Below are 15,694 nucleotides of genomic sequence, written 5' to 3' on the forward strand. Positions count from 1 at the left end.
CGTTTCCGGGCCTTCTGCATTTTACAGGTCGATGCCGTTTATTTCGTGGCCAGCCACTTTTCGGCGAGCTCCACCCAGAAGCTGGTGCCGATCGGCAGGATGTCGTCGTTGAAGTCATAGCGCGGATGGTGCAGTGGCGGATCGTTCGGGGTCCGCTGCGTGCCGACGAAGAAATAGCAGCCGGGCCGCGCTTCCAGCATATAGGCGAAATCCTCGCTGCCCATGGTCGGGCGCGCAAGTTCGACCACCTTCTCAGCACCGGCGAACTGGGTCGCCAGCGTGCGGATGAAATCAGTCTCGGCCTTGTGGTTGATCGTCGCGTTATAGCCACGCTGGTAATCGATCGTGACGCTCATGCCGAAGCTCGCCGCCTGGCCCTCCGCGACCGCGCGGATGCGGCTTTCAAGCTGGTCGCGCACCTTCCGGTCGAAGGAGCGGACGGACAGCAGCATTTCGGCGCGTTCAGGGATCACATTGCTTGCGCCTCCAGCATGGAAGGCGCCAACTGTGATCACGGTCGGGTCGATCGGATGGATGTTGCGCGAGACGATCGTCTGCAGCGCCATGATGATCGACGCGCCGCACACGATCGGATCGGCGGTGTCCTGCGGCTCTGCGCCATGCCCACCGCGGCCGTTGACGGTGATCTTGCACTCGTCGACCGCCGCCATGATCGGGCCTTCGCGCAGAGCGAACTGGCCGAACGGGATGGTCGGGTCGTTGTGAAGTGCAAAAACGGCGTCGCAGGGGAATTTCTCGAACAGCCCATCGTCCATCATGATCTTGGCACCGCCGAAATTCTCCTCGGCCGGCTGGAAGATCAGGTGCACGACGCCGTCGAAATTCTTTCGCTCGGCGATGATCTTGGCAGCGCCCAGCAGCATGGCGGTATGGCCGTCATGACCACAGGCATGCATCATGCCAGGATTCTTGCTCTGGTATTCGAGCCCGGTCTCCTCAACGATCGGCAGCGCGTCGAAATCGGCGCGAATGCCGATGCTCTTCGTACTCGTGCCGTTGCGGAGCGTTGCGACGACGCCCGTCTTCGCGAGGCCGCGGGTCACTTGGTAACCTAGTGCCTCGAGCTGCCCGGCGACATAGTCCGATGTGTTGAATTCCGACAGACCGATTTCCGGAAACTGGTGGAGATGATGGCGGGTCGCCACGACTTCGGCCATGTAGTTGGAAAACTGAATTGTCATGAGGCACCAGGGGTTTGGCATTCGGTTTGAAGAGTCGGGAAGCAGGCAGCTGTCTCGCCGGCTTATGATTGCCCCCGGACACCGGACTGGATCGCGACGGGCGATTGAGGCCGGAGTTTTGCACTTGTGCCTCAATTATTCAACCGTATAAACAGGATGTCGACAGCGCCGACCGGACGACCGGCCTACCTTACACAGGGGGATCAGAGCATGCAGAAATTCGGCTTGCGAAAATTCGGGAGGTTGCCGGGCCTGGGCAGAGATACCCCGCTCGGATCTGCGCCATGAGCCGCCGGCCCTTCCATCGCGCAGGGGAGGCAGAACGCCGGCAGGACCTGATCACCGCCACGCTCGACTGTATTTCCGAATATGGGCTCCAGGGAGCAACGGTTCGCCAGATTGCCGCTCGCGCCGGCGTTACCGGAGGCCTGATCCGTCACTATTTCACTGGCAAGGAGCAGATGCTGCAGGCTGCTTACCGCGAAGTCATGATTACCATCGGTACGACGGCGATCAACGCCGCGGAAGCGGCAGGCAGCGATCCTCGACGTCGGCTGCACGATTTTGTCATTGCCAATGTCAGTCCGCCGATCACGGATCCGCGCACGCTTTCGCTGTGGGCCTCGTTCATCAGCCATGTCCGTGTCGATCCCGAATTCGCTCGCATTCACCGGGAAAACTACCTGAATTCGCTCGCCTCGCTGGAGGAGTTGCTTTCGGCCTTCCTCGCCGACAACGACAGGCCGATTGCGCCGGAAGAGTGCCGCAATCTGGCGATTGCCATCAATGGCTTGATCGACGGGCTGTGGCTGGAGGGATCGCTCGCTGGCGACCTGTTCGACGATGAGGCGTTGCCGCGCATTGCGCTCACGTCGGTCGAATCCCTACTGGGCGGACTAAGCCTTTCCAACCCTGATGCCCAGACCGGCAAAACATGATCGGACGACCCATGCGCTATGCTTCCATTACAGGACGCCTCGCCGATCTTGGATCGGGCAAATGGGCGGTTCACATCGAAGCTCGGCGCAAGGCGGCCGCGGGCGTGCCGGTGATCGAGCTGACGATTGGCGAGCCGGATGTCCGTCCGGATTCGGCGCTGCTCGATGAGTGCGCCCGCGCCATGTATGCCGGCCGCACGCGCTATTCCAACGGCCGCGGCGAGCCCTCGGTGGTGAATGCGCTTGTCGAGAAGTATCGGGGACGTCGGTCCGACGTCACGGCGCGGAATGTCCTTTGCTTTCCCGGTACCCAGACTGCGCTCTTTACAGTCATGCTCGGCCTACTCGACCGCGACGACGAGGTGCTGCTGGGTGATCCCTACTACGCGACCTACGAAGGGGTGATCGCGGCAAGCGGCGCCCGTATGGCGCCTGTGCCGCTGCATCCGGAAAAGCGCTTCCATCTGCAGGCCGAGGACCTTGCCTGCGCTGTCACTTCGCGCTCGCGGGTCTTGCTTCTCAACACGCCGCACAATCCGACCGGTGCCGTCCTGACGGTGGACGAGATCGCGGCGATCGGCGAGGTCTGCCGTGCACATGATCTCTGGATCGTCTGCGACGAGGTCTACGAGGAACTGATCTTCGGCAAGGCCTTTGCCTCGCCCTTCGACGATCCGGCGCTTGCCGAGCGCACCATCGTCGTTTCGTCCATCTCGAAGTCCCATGCTGCGCCCGGCTTCCGCAGCGGCTGGGCGATTGGTCCGGTGGAGTTCTGTGACCGCTTGCTGCCGGTCTCCGAGACGATGTTGTTTGGCGTCCAGCCATTCATTGCCGACATGACTGCAATGGCGCTCTCGAAGCCCTTCGACACCGCAGCGGTGATGCGCGCCAATTACGAGCGACGCGCGAAGTTGGTGACGGAAGGCCTCAATCGGAGCGCTGCCTTGAAGGCCATGATGCCGGAGGGCGGCATGTTCATTGTCGTTGATGTGTCCGCTACTGGCCTGGCGGGGCAGGAATTCGCAGAGCGTCTTCTTGACGAGAAGAACGTCGCGGTCATGCCTGGGGCCTCGTTTGGCAGGCAGGCGGTCAATTTCATCCGCGTTTCGCTCACGGTCGATGACGAGCAACTAGCCATCGCCACGGAGCGCATGGTCGAACTCGCTGTCCAACTCATCGAGCACAATGATGTGCTTCTGCGGGCGAAGCGTTGAGGAGCGGCGACGCGGGCGTCTGATCGACCATTCTCAAAAGGAGCTATCGGGCTCCGTGGCAATGCGAAAATCGCCTCCGTAGCCCCGGCGCTCTGACATCTGTTTGCTCGCACAGCTGGAAAAGCTGCCACCGCGGCGTGCGACCTGCGTAGGCCTTGGCTACGGCTTTGAAACAAGGCATAAAAAAACCAAGTTTCCCAGCGAAGCCACGGCCATCTCTACCTGAACCATCTATCTTGCAGCCATCGTGTCCCATTACGGGCTTTTCAGGTTCAAATGATTGAACGAAAGGCCAAATCGGTGCAATGCGACACGCCGGGGGATGGCAACGGGTCAAGACGAACCTGACGAGCACCCTCTAACGAAAAACTCGAGAATATGTCTTTGCCCATGACGCCGAATGTTCCATCGCGCGACCTAGAGACCAGGCAGATCGATCACAACGATGCGATCCGTGCTTCCTATTTTACCATCGATGAATTGCGCGAAGCCGCCGAAGACCTCGCCAGGGATGGTGCGACGAATCTGCCGGGTCTCATGGAATTTGACTTCTTCGCGCGCCATCGCGAGAACGAGCGGGAGATCCTTAGGGTCTATCGGGCAACCGCGACGGACGTCGAGGCGGGCGCCACCATCACGCCGGCGGCGGAATGGCTGCTCGACAATCACTACATCATCGAGGAAGCGATCCAGGAAGTGCGCCGGGACTTCCCCAAGAAGTTTTATCGTCAGCTTCCGACGATGAAGATCGGCAACCGCGAAATCCCCAGGACGATGGTACTCGCCTGGCTCTACGTCGCGCATACGCATTCGACCGTGTCGATGGAGGCGATGACCGCGCTGGTCGAAGGCTTCCAGAAACACAAGGCGCTTGAGATCGGCGAGCTGTGGGCGCTTCCGTCGATTGTCCGTTTCGTGCTGATCGAGAACCTTCGCCGCATCTCGACGCGGGTAGACCGGTCGCGCCGCATGCGGCGCAAGGCAAACGAAGTTGCCGATGAGATCATTCGCCTCAACGATGCGACGAGCTTCGACCGAACTGCTAAAGCAGATCGAACCGCTCGCCGACGACAATACCTTCGCCACACAGTTCCTCTATCGCCTGCGCAACGGCTCGCAGAACACCAGCTTCGCCGTCTCCTGGATCGAAGAGCGCCTCGAGAAGGCGGGCAGCACCGCCGAGGAGGCGATGACGCAGGAGCATAACCGCCTGTCATCGGGCAATGTGACGACCGGCAATATCGTCAAGAGCCTGCGCGAAATCGATGACAAGGAGTGGTCGGTCTGGGTCGAGGACGTCTGTCTTGTCGACAAGGTCCTCGCGCGCCACACCGATTTTCGTGCACTCGATTTCGGTTCGCGCAATGCCTATCGCAGCACAATCGAAAAGCTGGCGCGCCGCTCCGCCATGTCGGAGATCGAGATCGCCCAGAAGGCGATCGATCTCGCGGAAGCGGCTGCCCAGTCTGACGACAGCGTCGGTTCGTGCAATGTCGGCGGTTATCTCGTCGGAGCGCAACGGCCGCTCCTCGAGCGGGCGATCGGCTATCGCATCTCGCCCTTGCACCGGCTGGCTCGTGGCATCCAGCGCCTCAACTGGCTGTCGATCGCCGTTCCGGTGATTGGTTTCACGCTCGCTGCCATGGCCATCGTCGGCTATTTCCTTTCGCTGGCCGGACTCTCCACACCACTCATCGTCATCCTCCTGCTGTTGTTCTCGCTGCCTGCCTCTGAAGGTTCGACCGGGTTGTTCAACACGCTTGTAACGTTCTTTGCCAAGCCTGCGCGGCTCACCGGCTACGAATTCAAGGAAGGCTTGCCGGAGGATGCGCGTACGCTGGTGGCCGTGCCCTGCCTGATCGCCAAGCGCGACGATGTCGACGAGTTGGTGCGTAATCTCGAAGTCCATTATCTCACCAATCCGCGCGGCGAGATCTACTTTGCGCTTCTGAGCGACTGGCGCGACAGCCCGGTCGAGGAAACGCCAGCCGACCTCGAAATCCTCGAATATGCCAAGGGCCAGATCGCAGCGCTGTCCGCCCGCTATGCCCATGACGGCAAGACCCGCTTCTTCCTGCTGCACCGCAAACGTCTTTACAATCCGGCCGAAGGCGCCTGGATGGGCTGGGAGCGCAAGCGGGGCAAGCTGCACGAGCTGAACCTGCTTCTGCGCGGCGACCGCGACACGTCCTACCTGCCCGGTGCCAACATGGTGCCTGAGGGCGTGCATTATGTCATGACGCTCGATGCTGACACGCGGCTCATGCGCGATGCGGTCACCAAACTTGTCGGCAAGCTCCATCATCCGATCAACCGGCCGGTTCACGATCCGGAAAGCGGGCGCGTCGTCAGCGGCTACGGCGTGCTGCAGCCTCGCGTGACACCATCGTTGACGACTGGCAAGGATGCCTCCGTCTTTCAGCGCATCTTCTCGATGAACCGGGGACTCGATCCTTACGTGTTCACCGTCTCCGACGTTTATCAGGACATTACGGGCGAAGGCAGCTTCACGGGCAAGGGTCTCTATCACGTCGACTCCTTCGAAACTGCGCTGAAGGGCCGTATTGACGAGAACACGGTCTTGAGCCACGACCTGCTCGAAGGATCGATGGTACGTTGCGCCCTCGTCACCGATGTCGAACTGGTCGAGGACTTTCCCACCCGCTACGAGGTCGAGATCTCCCGCCAGCATCGCTGGGCGCGCGGAGATTGGCAACTCCTGCCGTATATCTTCGATCCGGCACGCGGCATCACCGCGCTTGGCCGCTGGAAGATGGTCGACAACCTACGTCGTTCGCTAACTCCGATGGCCTGGTTCCTCGCTTCGGTGCTCGGCTGGCTGGCCATGGATCCGGTGGGCGCCTTCATCTGGCAGTTGCTCTTGATCTTCTGTCTGTTCGTCGCGCCGACGCTTTCGCTCCTTTCCGGCATCGTGCCGCGCCAGAGCGATATCGTACCCGCCGCCCACTTCCAGTCGCTTTGGTCGGAACTGCGGTCCTCGAACGCTCAGGTGGCGCTGCGCATCGTCTTTATCGCCGATGCGGCCTACATGATGGGCGACGCGATAGTTCGCTCGCTCTACCGCATGCTAGTCAGCCGCAAGCTGCTGCTTGAATGGCGCACGGCCGCCAGCGTGCAGTCATCCGCGCAGGGAAGTATTTCCAGCTATTATCGCAGCATGATCCACGCCCCGGTCTTGGCCGTTCTGGCGCTCGCCGTTGCCGCCGCGCCCGGTGGCTATGGTTATCTGATCGGCCTGCCCTTTGCGCTAATGTGGGTGCTCTCGCCGATCGTCGCCTGGTATGTGAGCCAGTCGGCCGAAACCGAGGACAGCCTGTTCGTGCCGGAGGAAGCGACCGTCGAACTGCGCAAGATCGCGCGGCGCACATGGCGTTTCTACGAGACTTTCGTCACCGCCGGCGATAATTTTCTACCGCCGGACAATTTCCAGGAAGACCCGGAACCAATCGTCGCGCACCGCACCTCGCCGACCAATATCGGTGTCTACTTGCTTTCGGTCATCTCAGCCCGACATTTCGGCTGGATCAGCTTCGAGCAGACGATCGAGCGGCTCGAGCAGACGATCTCCACAGTTGAGCGCATGGAGAAGCACCGTGGGCACCTCTACAACTGGTACTACACAGACACGCTGAACACGCTCGGACCGCGCTACATATCGGCCGTCGACAGCGGCAATCTCGCTGGCCATCTGATTGCGATATCCTCGGCCTGCCGCGAATGGGCAGAGGCACCATCGGCCCATATGCAGGGCAATCTCGACGGTATCGGCGATGTGGGCGGCATTCTGCTCGAAGTCCTCAAGGAACTGCCGGACGATCGCAAGACTGTGCGGCCCCTGCGCCACCGTCTCGAGGAGCGCATCGTCGGCTTCAATAGGGCGCTGACCGCCGTCAAGCGCGAGCATGAATTCGCCTCGATCCGGATCATCAATCTCGGCGTTCTGGCGCGCGACATCCAGAAGCTGGCGGCGAACCTCCATCACGAGGTCCGATCCGAGCAGAGCGGCGAAGTGACCCGTTGGACGGAATCGCTGGTCGCCGCCTGCGAGGCACATATCGCCGACACGGCCTTCGACCTGTCGAACATCGACCCGCTGCGACAGCGGCTTGCCGTGCTGCGCGATCGGGCCCGTGGCATTGCCTTTTCGATGGATTTCACCTTCCTGTTTCGTCCCGAGCGACGTCTGCTGTCGATCGGATATCGCGTCGAAAGTCGCGAACTGGATGAAGCCTGCTATGACCTCCTGGCGTCCGAATGCCGTCTTACCAGCCTGTTTGCCATCGCAAAGGGCGATCTGCCGACCGAACACTGGTATCGTCTCGGTCGCCAGGTCGTGCCAATCGGCGCACGCGCGGCCCTGATCTCCTGGTCGGGCTCTATGTTTGAATACCTGATGCCGCCGCTTGTCATGCAGGAGCGTCAGGGCGGGATCCTGAACCAGACCAACAATCTGATTGTCCAGGAGCAGATCAACCATGGCAAGCGGCTGGGTATCCCGTGGGGGATTTCGGAAGCGGCCTTCAATGCGCGCGACCACGAACTGACCTACCAGTACACCAACTTCGGCGTGCCGACGCTCGGCCTGAAGCGCGGCCTCGGTCAGAATGCGGTCATCGCGCCTTATGCCTCGATCCTTGCCAGCCAATATCACCCGGAAGCGGCGCTGGAGAACCTGAGGCGTCTTCGCAAGCTCGGTGCGCTCGGGGCCTATGGCTTCCACGACGCCGTGGACTTCACCCCGACCCGCCTGCCCGAAGGCAAGTCCTGCGCCGTCGTCTACAACTACTATGCGCACCACCACGGCATGTCGATCGCCGCCATCGCCAATGTCGCCTTCAATGGCCGCTTGCGTGATCTGTTCCACGCCGATCCCGTGATCGAGGCTGCCGAACTGCTGTTGCAGGAGAAGGCACCGCGCGAGATCCCGGTGATGAGCGCAAAATACGAGCCTCAGACGCCGGGCAAGGGGCAGGCCGACCTGCTGCGTCCGGAGGTCCGCACCGTGACCGATCCGGCGACCAAGGATAGAGCGCTCGCCTTCCTGTCGAACGGCCATTACTCACTCATGCTGACGGCGACGGGGTCCGGCTATTCGCGCTGGAACGGCCAGGCAGTCTCCCGGTGGGTTGCCGACCCGACGGAGGACCGCTCCGGCACGTTCATCTTCCTGCGCGACACTGCGAGCGGCCAGTGGTGGTCGGCAACGGCCTCGCCGCGCCGCGCCGAGGAGGAGAAGTCCAAGGCGATCTTCGGCGACGACAAGGCCGAGTTCTTCAAGACAGTCGGGGATATCTCGACCCAGGTCGAGTGCATCGTCGCCACCGAACATGATGCCGAAGGCCGGCGCCTGACCATTCTCAACACGGGCATCGAAGATCGCTTCATTGAGGTCACTTCCTATCTCGAGCCGGTCATCGCCCAAGACGATGCCGACAATGCCCATCCGCTGTTCTCGCGCATGTTCATCAGAACCGAGTTCGGCCGCCGCCGCGACGTCATCCGCGCCGAGCGCAACAAGCGCAGCCCAGGCGAGGCCGACATGTGCGTGGCGCATCTCGTGGTCGACAGCACCGGTCCGGGCCGGCCCACCGAGTTTGAGACCGACCGCCGCCGCTTCCTCGGCCGCGGTCGCTGCCTTTCCGAGGCTGCCGCCTTTGATCCAGGCGCCACGCTGTCAGGAACCGAGGGTTTCACCCTCGATCCCATTCTGAGTCTTCGCCGTGTCGTTCGCGTCCCCTCGGGCAAGAAGGTCAGCGTCATCTTCTGGACGATCGCGGCGCCCAATCGGGAGAAGATCGACGAGGCGATCGAGCGCTATCGCCACCCGGACTCCTTCAGCCACGAGCTGATCCATGCCTGGACGCGGGCGCAGGTGGAATTGCGCCACATCGGTATCACATCGCAACAAGCCGCAGCCTTCCAGCATCTCGGTCGCTATCTCGTCTATCCAGACAGCCACCTGCGCGCCGACCCCGAAACCGTACGCAAGGGTCTCACTACCCAGTCTGCCTTGTGGCCGCTGGCGATCTCGGGCGACTATCCGATCTTTGCCTTGCGCATCAATGACGACATGGACATCGAGATCGCCCGCGAAGCGATGAGCGCGCTCGAATACCTGCGCCGTCGCGGCATCGTCGCCGATCTGGCGATCGTCAACGAACGGGCTACGTCCTATGCGCAGGACATGCAGCATGCACTCGACCAAATGGCCGAGAACCTGAGACATCGCCTGCCTGACGGCAGCAATGGCAAGCCGCACGTCTTCGTTGTCCGCAGCGACCTGATGGAGGAGAGCGCCTCGCAGGCCCTCATCGCCGCAGCGCGGGTCGTGCTGCATGCACGAAACGGCAAGGTGGTCGACCAGATCAACCGTGCAGTCTCGCTGTTTGCCACTCCGCGCAGTCTGGACGGGTCGGAGACGGAATGGCCGGGCCTGCTGCCGGCAATCCCGACGGCGTCGGATGCGACCACCGCGGCAGACGACGGCAAGGGCCTCGATTTCTGGAACGGCTTCGGCGGGTTTGCCGAAGATGGCAAGGAATATGTCGTCCGCCTCCGCGCCCGCCAGTCGACGCCGCAGCCGTGGATCAATGTTATAGCCAACGAACGGTTCGGCTTCCATGTCTCGGCTGAAGGCGCAGGCTTCACCTGGAGCGGCAATTCGCGCGATCATCAATTGACGCCGTGGACGAATGACCCGGTCGTCAATCGGCCGGGCGAGGCCTTCTACGTCGCCGATCTCGAGAGCGGCAGGACCTTTGTGCCGTTCAGTGCGCTCAGCCTTGACGATGAAGCTCAGTTCGAAACCCGCCACGGTCTTGGCTACACCGTGTTCTCGAGCTGCCACGACGGTCTCGAACTCGAATTGACCCAGACCGTCGACCGGACCCGCCCGACCAAGGTCTCTCGCCTTGTCCTGCGCAACAAGGGTAGGGATGCACGCAGCTTCCGTGTCTACGGCTATGCGGAATGGGTGCTCGGCAACAATGGGCAAAAGAGTGCACCCTTCGTGCTCTCTTCGTTTGACGAGGAAACAGGGGCTCTCTTCGCCACCAATCCCTACGATATCAACTATCCTGGCCGCACTGCCTTTCTGGCGGGCGCCGGCATGCCGGACGGCTATACGGCCAACCGGCGAGAGTTCATCGGCCGTCACGGCTCGATCCGCATGCCGCAGGCGTTGGCCCGTCAGTCCCAACTGTCCGGTTCTGCCGAAACCGAGAGCGATCCCTGTGCGGCCCTTGCCTTCGATATAGAGGTTCCGGCAGGCGCAGAACGGGAAATCACCTTTCTGCTCGGCGAGACCGATACGCAGTCCGCCGCCCGTGAACTGATCGGGGCGCTGCGCAAGGAGAGCTTCCAGTCTATCCTCGGGGCCAATGAGGACTTCTGGAGCGGCTTTACCGGCCGCCTGAAAGTTAGGACCGGTGACCCGTCGTTCGACATGCTGGTCAACAACTGGCTGCCTTATCAGGCGCTTGCCTGCCGGATCTTCGCCCGTGCCGGCTTCTACCAAGCAAGTGGTGCCTTCGGCTTCCGCGACCAGTTGCAGGACACGCTCGCCTTCCTGCTCGTTGAACCCGCGCTGGCACGCTACCAGATCCTCAATGCCGCCTCGCGCCAGTTCATCGAAGGTGATGTACAGCATTGGTGGTTGCCCAACACCGGCGCGGGCGTGCGCACCCACATTTCCGACGACGTGGTGTGGCTGGCCCATGCGGTCGACCAGTACGTGACGACGACAGGCGACAACAGCTTCCTGGACGAGAGCCTCGCGTTCCTCGATGGACCGCAACTGCCCGAACGTCAGCACGATAGCTTCTTCCAGCCTACGACGTCGGGCGAGGAGGCAAGCCTCTATGAGCACGCGGCACGCGCACTGGACCTTGCAGTCGCCCGCACCGGTGCCCATGGCCTGCCGCTCATTCTCGGTGGCGATTGGAACGACGGGATGAACCGCGTCGGCGAAAAGGGCGAAGGCGAAAGCGTCTGGCTCGGCTGGCTTCTTGCCGCGACGCTGAGAAAGTTCCTCGTCCATGCTCAAGCAAGGGGGGACGAAGCGCGCGTCCCGCGTTGGACGGCGCATCTCGACACACTAAGGCAAGCGTTGGAGACGGCCGGTTGGGACGGCGAATATTATCGCCGTGGATATTTCGACGACGGAACGCCGCTCGGCTCCAACCAGTCAGAAGAATGCCGCATCGATTCGATCGCCCAGTCGTGGAGCGTGTTGTCGGGCGAGGGCAAGCCGGAGCATGCCGCCAAGGCGCTCGATGCCGCGCTCTCGCAGCTCGTCGACCAGGACGCCGGTATCATCCGGCTGTTCACGCCGCCGTTTGAAAAGACAAAACTCGATCCGGGCTATATCAAGGCCTATCCGCCGGGCGTGCGCGAGAACGGCGGGCAGTATACCCATGCGGCCATCTGGCTCGGCATGGCGCTCGCAAAGGCCGGCCGGCAGGCGGCTGCCTGGCGCTGCTTCAAGATGCTCAACCCGATCAACCATGCGCTCGATGCCGATGCGGCGGAACGCTACCGCGTCGAGCCCTATGTGGTTGCAGCCGACGTCTATGGCGGAGAAGCCTATCTCGGCCGCGGCGGCTGGACTTGGTATACCGGTTCGGCCGGTTGGCTTTACCGCTTCGCCATCGAAGGCCTGCTCGGCATTTCCCGCAAGGGGGAACGACTGCTCGTCCAGCCCGCCTTGCCGCCGGAATGGAGCAGCTTCGAAGCGGACCTGACGATCGACGGGAGAAGCTATGCAGTCGCCGTGAAACGCCTTGCCGGCGCGGCTGGCTACAGCGTGACAGTCAACGGCCAAAAGATCGCGGATCCGGATGCCGGATATCGGCTCGCTGCGTCCACTTGAGGTCGCCGAGTCAGTGTTCGCTCAGTTCTTCCGGTCGGCGATGAAACGAGCGGCTTCGTTCAGCGTCGTCGCGCGCAAGCCGTAGAGGGCTATCAGTTTCCGAGCTTCCTCGACCAACCTTGCGAGTTCGGCCTCCGCCCAGGCCTGACCCTTGAGCGCCACCAGTGTTCCCTTGCCGCGGGCGGCATCCTTGCCGGCGGCCTTGCCAAGCGTTGCGGCATCGGAGGTGAGGTCGAGCAGATCGTCTGCCAGTTGGAAAGCGCGTCCGATGATCTCGCCGTAGCGGCGCATGCGGTCACGGTCGTCATCCGAGGCGCCGGCGATGATGGCGCCGGCCTCGCAGGCAAAACGGATCAGCGCGCCTGTCTTCATTGCCTGCAGTGTGACGATGCCCTGCTCGTCCGGCGTGTGCTTTTCGGCGGCGAGGTCGAGGGCCTGGCCGCCGGCCATGCCGCCGACGCCTGCAGCACGTGCCAAGGCCAGCACGAGCTCGGTCTTGGCGCGATCGGCGAGTTCGGTTTCGGGGGCGGCGATGATGTCGAAGGCATAGGTCAGGAGAGCGTCGCCTGCGAGGATGGCCGTTGCCTCGTCATAGGCGATGTGGACCGTTGGTTTGCCGCGTCTCAGCTCGTCGTCGTCCATCGCCGGCAGGTCGTCATGGACCAGCGAATAGCTGTGCAGGCATTCCAGGGCGGCCCCGACGCGAAGTGCTGCAGCTTCGTCGCCGCCAAATATGGCCGTGCTTTCGACAACCAGGAAAGGGCGAAGCCGTTTGCCACCGTTCAGAGCGCCGTAGCGCATGGCCTCTATCAGACGGGCCGGGCGGGCGACTTCCTGCGGACGCATGTCGACTGAGAGGAACTGCTCCAGCAGCATTTCAGTCCGCTTGGCCGTGGCGTCTAGCTTTGCATCGAATGGGGTCATCGGGGCCTCCGTCGCGGCTATTTGGCATGGGCCCGCAGGGCTGGCAACGGGAATCTGACCGGGAAAAGCAGCTCTCTTTCGCAAGCGGTCTGGCAATCGGCCATCAGGCTCGTTAAGACAAGCGATCACTCGAAGACACCAGGCAGATACTTCTTGGCGCAAAACAGCGATAATGGTGATAAAGACGAGGGCGACACGCGAGCGCGTCGCAGGTCCGCCGGCCTGGCGCGCAGGATCCTTGGCATTTTGCTTGCACTTCTGCTTCTGCCTTATGCGTTGATCCTGCTTTATCGGGCCGAGTTCATTCATCCCGTATCGACGCTGATGCTTGGCGATTTCGCCACGTTCCATGGCTTTGACAGGCAATGGGTGGAATTCGAGAGTATCTCGCCGCATCTGGTGCGCGCCGTGATGATGTCGGAAGACGGCCAGTTCTGTTCGCACATGGGCGTCGACTGGGGTGAGATGAAGAGCGTGGTCGACAATGCGTTGTCGGGGGAGGCAACCCGCGGCGCCAGCACTATCCCGATGCAGACGGTCAAGAACCTTTTCTTGTGGAACAGCCGGTCAATCATCCGCAAGGGCCTTGAGCTGCCGCTTGCTATCTTCGCCGACGCCGTCTGGCCGAAGAAGCGCACGATGGAGATCTACCTCAACATCGCCGAGTGGGGTCCCGGCGTTTACGGAATTGAGGCCGCCGCCCGCTATCATTTCAAGACATCGGCTGCAAAGCTGACGCCGAACCAGGCGGCACTGCTTGCTGTCTCCCTTCCCAATCCGATCGAGCGGGTGGCGGGCAAGCCGAGCAATGGCATGAAGCGTCTGGCCGCCGTGGTCGATCGACGGGCCAAGCGTTCCGGCGATTACATCAGATGCCTTTATGGCTGAGATTTAAAACTTTGGTTGGTGCGGGAGCGGAACGCGCACTATTCTAGGCCAACAAGACGCCAATTGGGAGTAAGGCGATGGATCCCTTCATTCTCTACATCGGCAACAAGAACTATTCCTCCTGGTCGTTCCGTCCGTGGATGGCACTGTCGGGATGCGGCATTCCCTTCGAGGAGCGGCTCATTCCGTTTGATTTCGATGCCGGCAATCCGAAGTTCAAGGACATTTCGCCGACGGGCCGCGTCCCGGTGCTGCACCATGGCAGTCTAAGGGTTTGGGAATCGCTTTCGATAATCGAATACGCCGCCGAACTCTTTCCCGATGCCGGCCTCTGGCCGACCGATAGCGGCGACCGGGCCATGGCGCGATCGGTCTCCATGGAAATGCTCTCGGGTTTTCGGGCGCTGCGCGGCGCCTGCCCGATGAACATGCGACGCGAGGTCCGGGAGATCGATCTGCCTGAAGGTGTCGACGAAGAGGTCGCCCGCATCGAAACGATCTGGCGCGACATGCGCCGGCGTTCCGGTGGTCCTTTCCTGTTCGGCGCCTTCTCCGCCGCCGACGCGATGTACGCTCCCGTGGTCAACCGCTTCAGGGTCTATGATCTCGTCAAGCAGGCCGAGACGCTTGACTACATGCAAGCGATGGAAGACCATCCGGCCTGGATCGCATGGCGTGATGCAGCGCTTGCCGAGACTTGGATCGTACAGGAAGACGAGGCCTGAGGGCCTGCACTGCCGGTCCGCCCGAAAAAATTGAGTCGGGGACTGGTCAAAGCCCTGCAGGGCATGTATAAGCGCGCCAAATTCCGAGATCGAGACAGGTGCTGTTCGGCCTCATCCGGCCGCTGGATCCTGTTTTTGCCCGTCATGTGGAGTAAGTAAAATGGCTGTACCGAAAAGAAAAACAAGCCCGTCCAAGCGCGGTATGCGCCGCTCTGCAGACGCGCTGAAGGCTTCGTCCTACGTCGAAGACAAGAACTCGGGCGAACTGCGCCGCCCGCACCATATCGATCTGAAGACCGGTATGTACCGTGGCCGTCAGGTGCTGACGCCTAAGGAAAGCGTATAACATCCGAATATTCGGATGACTTTTTTAAGGTCGGCCTTGTGCCGGCCTTTACTTTTTGATGGGTCTGGCGATTAAATCCTCAAGTGTCCGTCCCCCCCTACATTTGAGGGGCGTCACCTTCCGTTGATCGAGGACCCGCCATGATTTCCGCCATTCCGCTGATGATCTTGCCGCTGGCGCTCTACAATCTTGCGATGCTCGGTGTTTTCGGATCGGGTGGGATCGACGTGCTCGACCATCAATTGCTGTCCTTCTCGATGCTGTCGGGTGCCGTATGGGCACTTTCCGTGAGTGATGTGCTGATCCTGCTTTCGCTCGCCATCCTGTTCTTCGAGATCCTGAAAGCGACCATCAACGGGTCCGGCTCACTTATCAACCACATGCTCTCCATGTTGGTTTTTATTGCCTTTCTGGTCGAGTTCCTGCTGGTCCGGGGGGCCGCGACCCAGACATTTTTCATCCTGATGACCATTGCCTTCATCGATGTGGTCGGCGGCTTTACGGTGTCGATCCGCTCGGCGGGTCGGGACGTTTCGATCGGTCTTTGAACCCTGCAGACAACGAGAA

General features: G+C 61.6%; 8 protein-coding genes and 1 pseudogene. 7 read left to right on the forward strand and 2 right to left on the reverse strand.

Translation table 11 applies throughout. The annotated features are described in order from the left end of the window. Positions 1–38: 38 nt before the first annotated feature. Entirely contained in the window at positions 39–1,202 is a 1,164-nt protein-coding gene (locus ACWPVA_RS18725) for a M20 aminoacylase family protein (RefSeq protein ID WP_454289108.1), read from the reverse strand. 284 nt (positions 1,203–1,486) lie between these two features. Between ACWPVA_RS18725 and ACWPVA_RS18730 the strand changes: the two genes are divergently transcribed. The 3 genes and pseudogenes from ACWPVA_RS18730 to ACWPVA_RS18740 all read left to right on the forward strand — a co-directional run bounded on the left by ACWPVA_RS18730 (position 1,487) and on the right by ACWPVA_RS18740 (position 12,244). Further along, entirely contained in the window at positions 1,487–2,140 is a 654-nt protein-coding gene (locus ACWPVA_RS18730; protein WP_454289109.1) for a TetR family transcriptional regulator C-terminal domain-containing protein, read from the forward strand. A gap of 11 nt (positions 2,141–2,151) precedes the next feature. Beyond that, positions 2,152–3,354, forward strand: coding sequence for a pyridoxal phosphate-dependent aminotransferase (locus ACWPVA_RS18735; RefSeq protein WP_454289110.1), 1,203 nt, complete (start codon positions 2,152–2,154; stop codon positions 3,352–3,354). 378 nt (positions 3,355–3,732) lie between these two features. Further along, a pseudogene (locus ACWPVA_RS18740) lies at positions 3,733–12,244 on the forward strand (GH36-type glycosyl hydrolase domain-containing protein). 21 nt (positions 12,245–12,265) lie between these two features. Here the strand turns inward: ACWPVA_RS18740 and ACWPVA_RS18745 are convergent. After that, on the reverse strand, positions 12,266–13,168 hold the full coding sequence (locus ACWPVA_RS18745) for a polyprenyl synthetase family protein (RefSeq protein WP_454289111.1): 903 nt from the start codon (positions 13,166–13,168) through the stop codon (positions 12,266–12,268). Between the two features lie 222 nt (positions 13,169–13,390). Here ACWPVA_RS18745 and mtgA point away from each other — a divergent pair, with 222 nt between their 5' ends. The 4 genes from mtgA (at position 13,391) to ACWPVA_RS18765 (ending at position 15,675) form a co-directional block, all read left to right on the forward strand. After that, positions 13,391–14,056 carry a monofunctional biosynthetic peptidoglycan transglycosylase gene (mtgA, locus tag ACWPVA_RS18750; protein ID WP_454289643.1) on the forward strand — a complete coding sequence of 222 codons (666 nt, stop codon included), beginning with the start codon at positions 13,391–13,393 and terminating at the stop codon, positions 14,054–14,056. Between the two features lie 77 nt (positions 14,057–14,133). Continuing rightward, entirely contained in the window at positions 14,134–14,781 is a 648-nt protein-coding gene (locus ACWPVA_RS18755; protein ID WP_454289112.1) for a glutathione S-transferase family protein, read from the forward strand. 160 nt (positions 14,782–14,941) lie between these two features. Further along, a complete protein-coding gene (gene rpmF / locus ACWPVA_RS18760; protein WP_454289113.1) occupies positions 14,942–15,127 on the forward strand; it encodes a 50S ribosomal protein L32 in 186 nt (61 codons plus the stop codon). A gap of 140 nt (positions 15,128–15,267) precedes the next feature. Then, the gene (locus ACWPVA_RS18765; protein ID WP_454289114.1) at positions 15,268–15,675 is read left to right on the forward strand and encodes a hypothetical protein; all 408 of its coding nucleotides are present in this window, start codon (positions 15,268–15,270) and stop codon (positions 15,673–15,675) included. Positions 15,676–15,694 lie beyond the last annotated feature (19 nt).

The organism is Rhizobium arsenicireducens, from assembly GCF_964021225.1.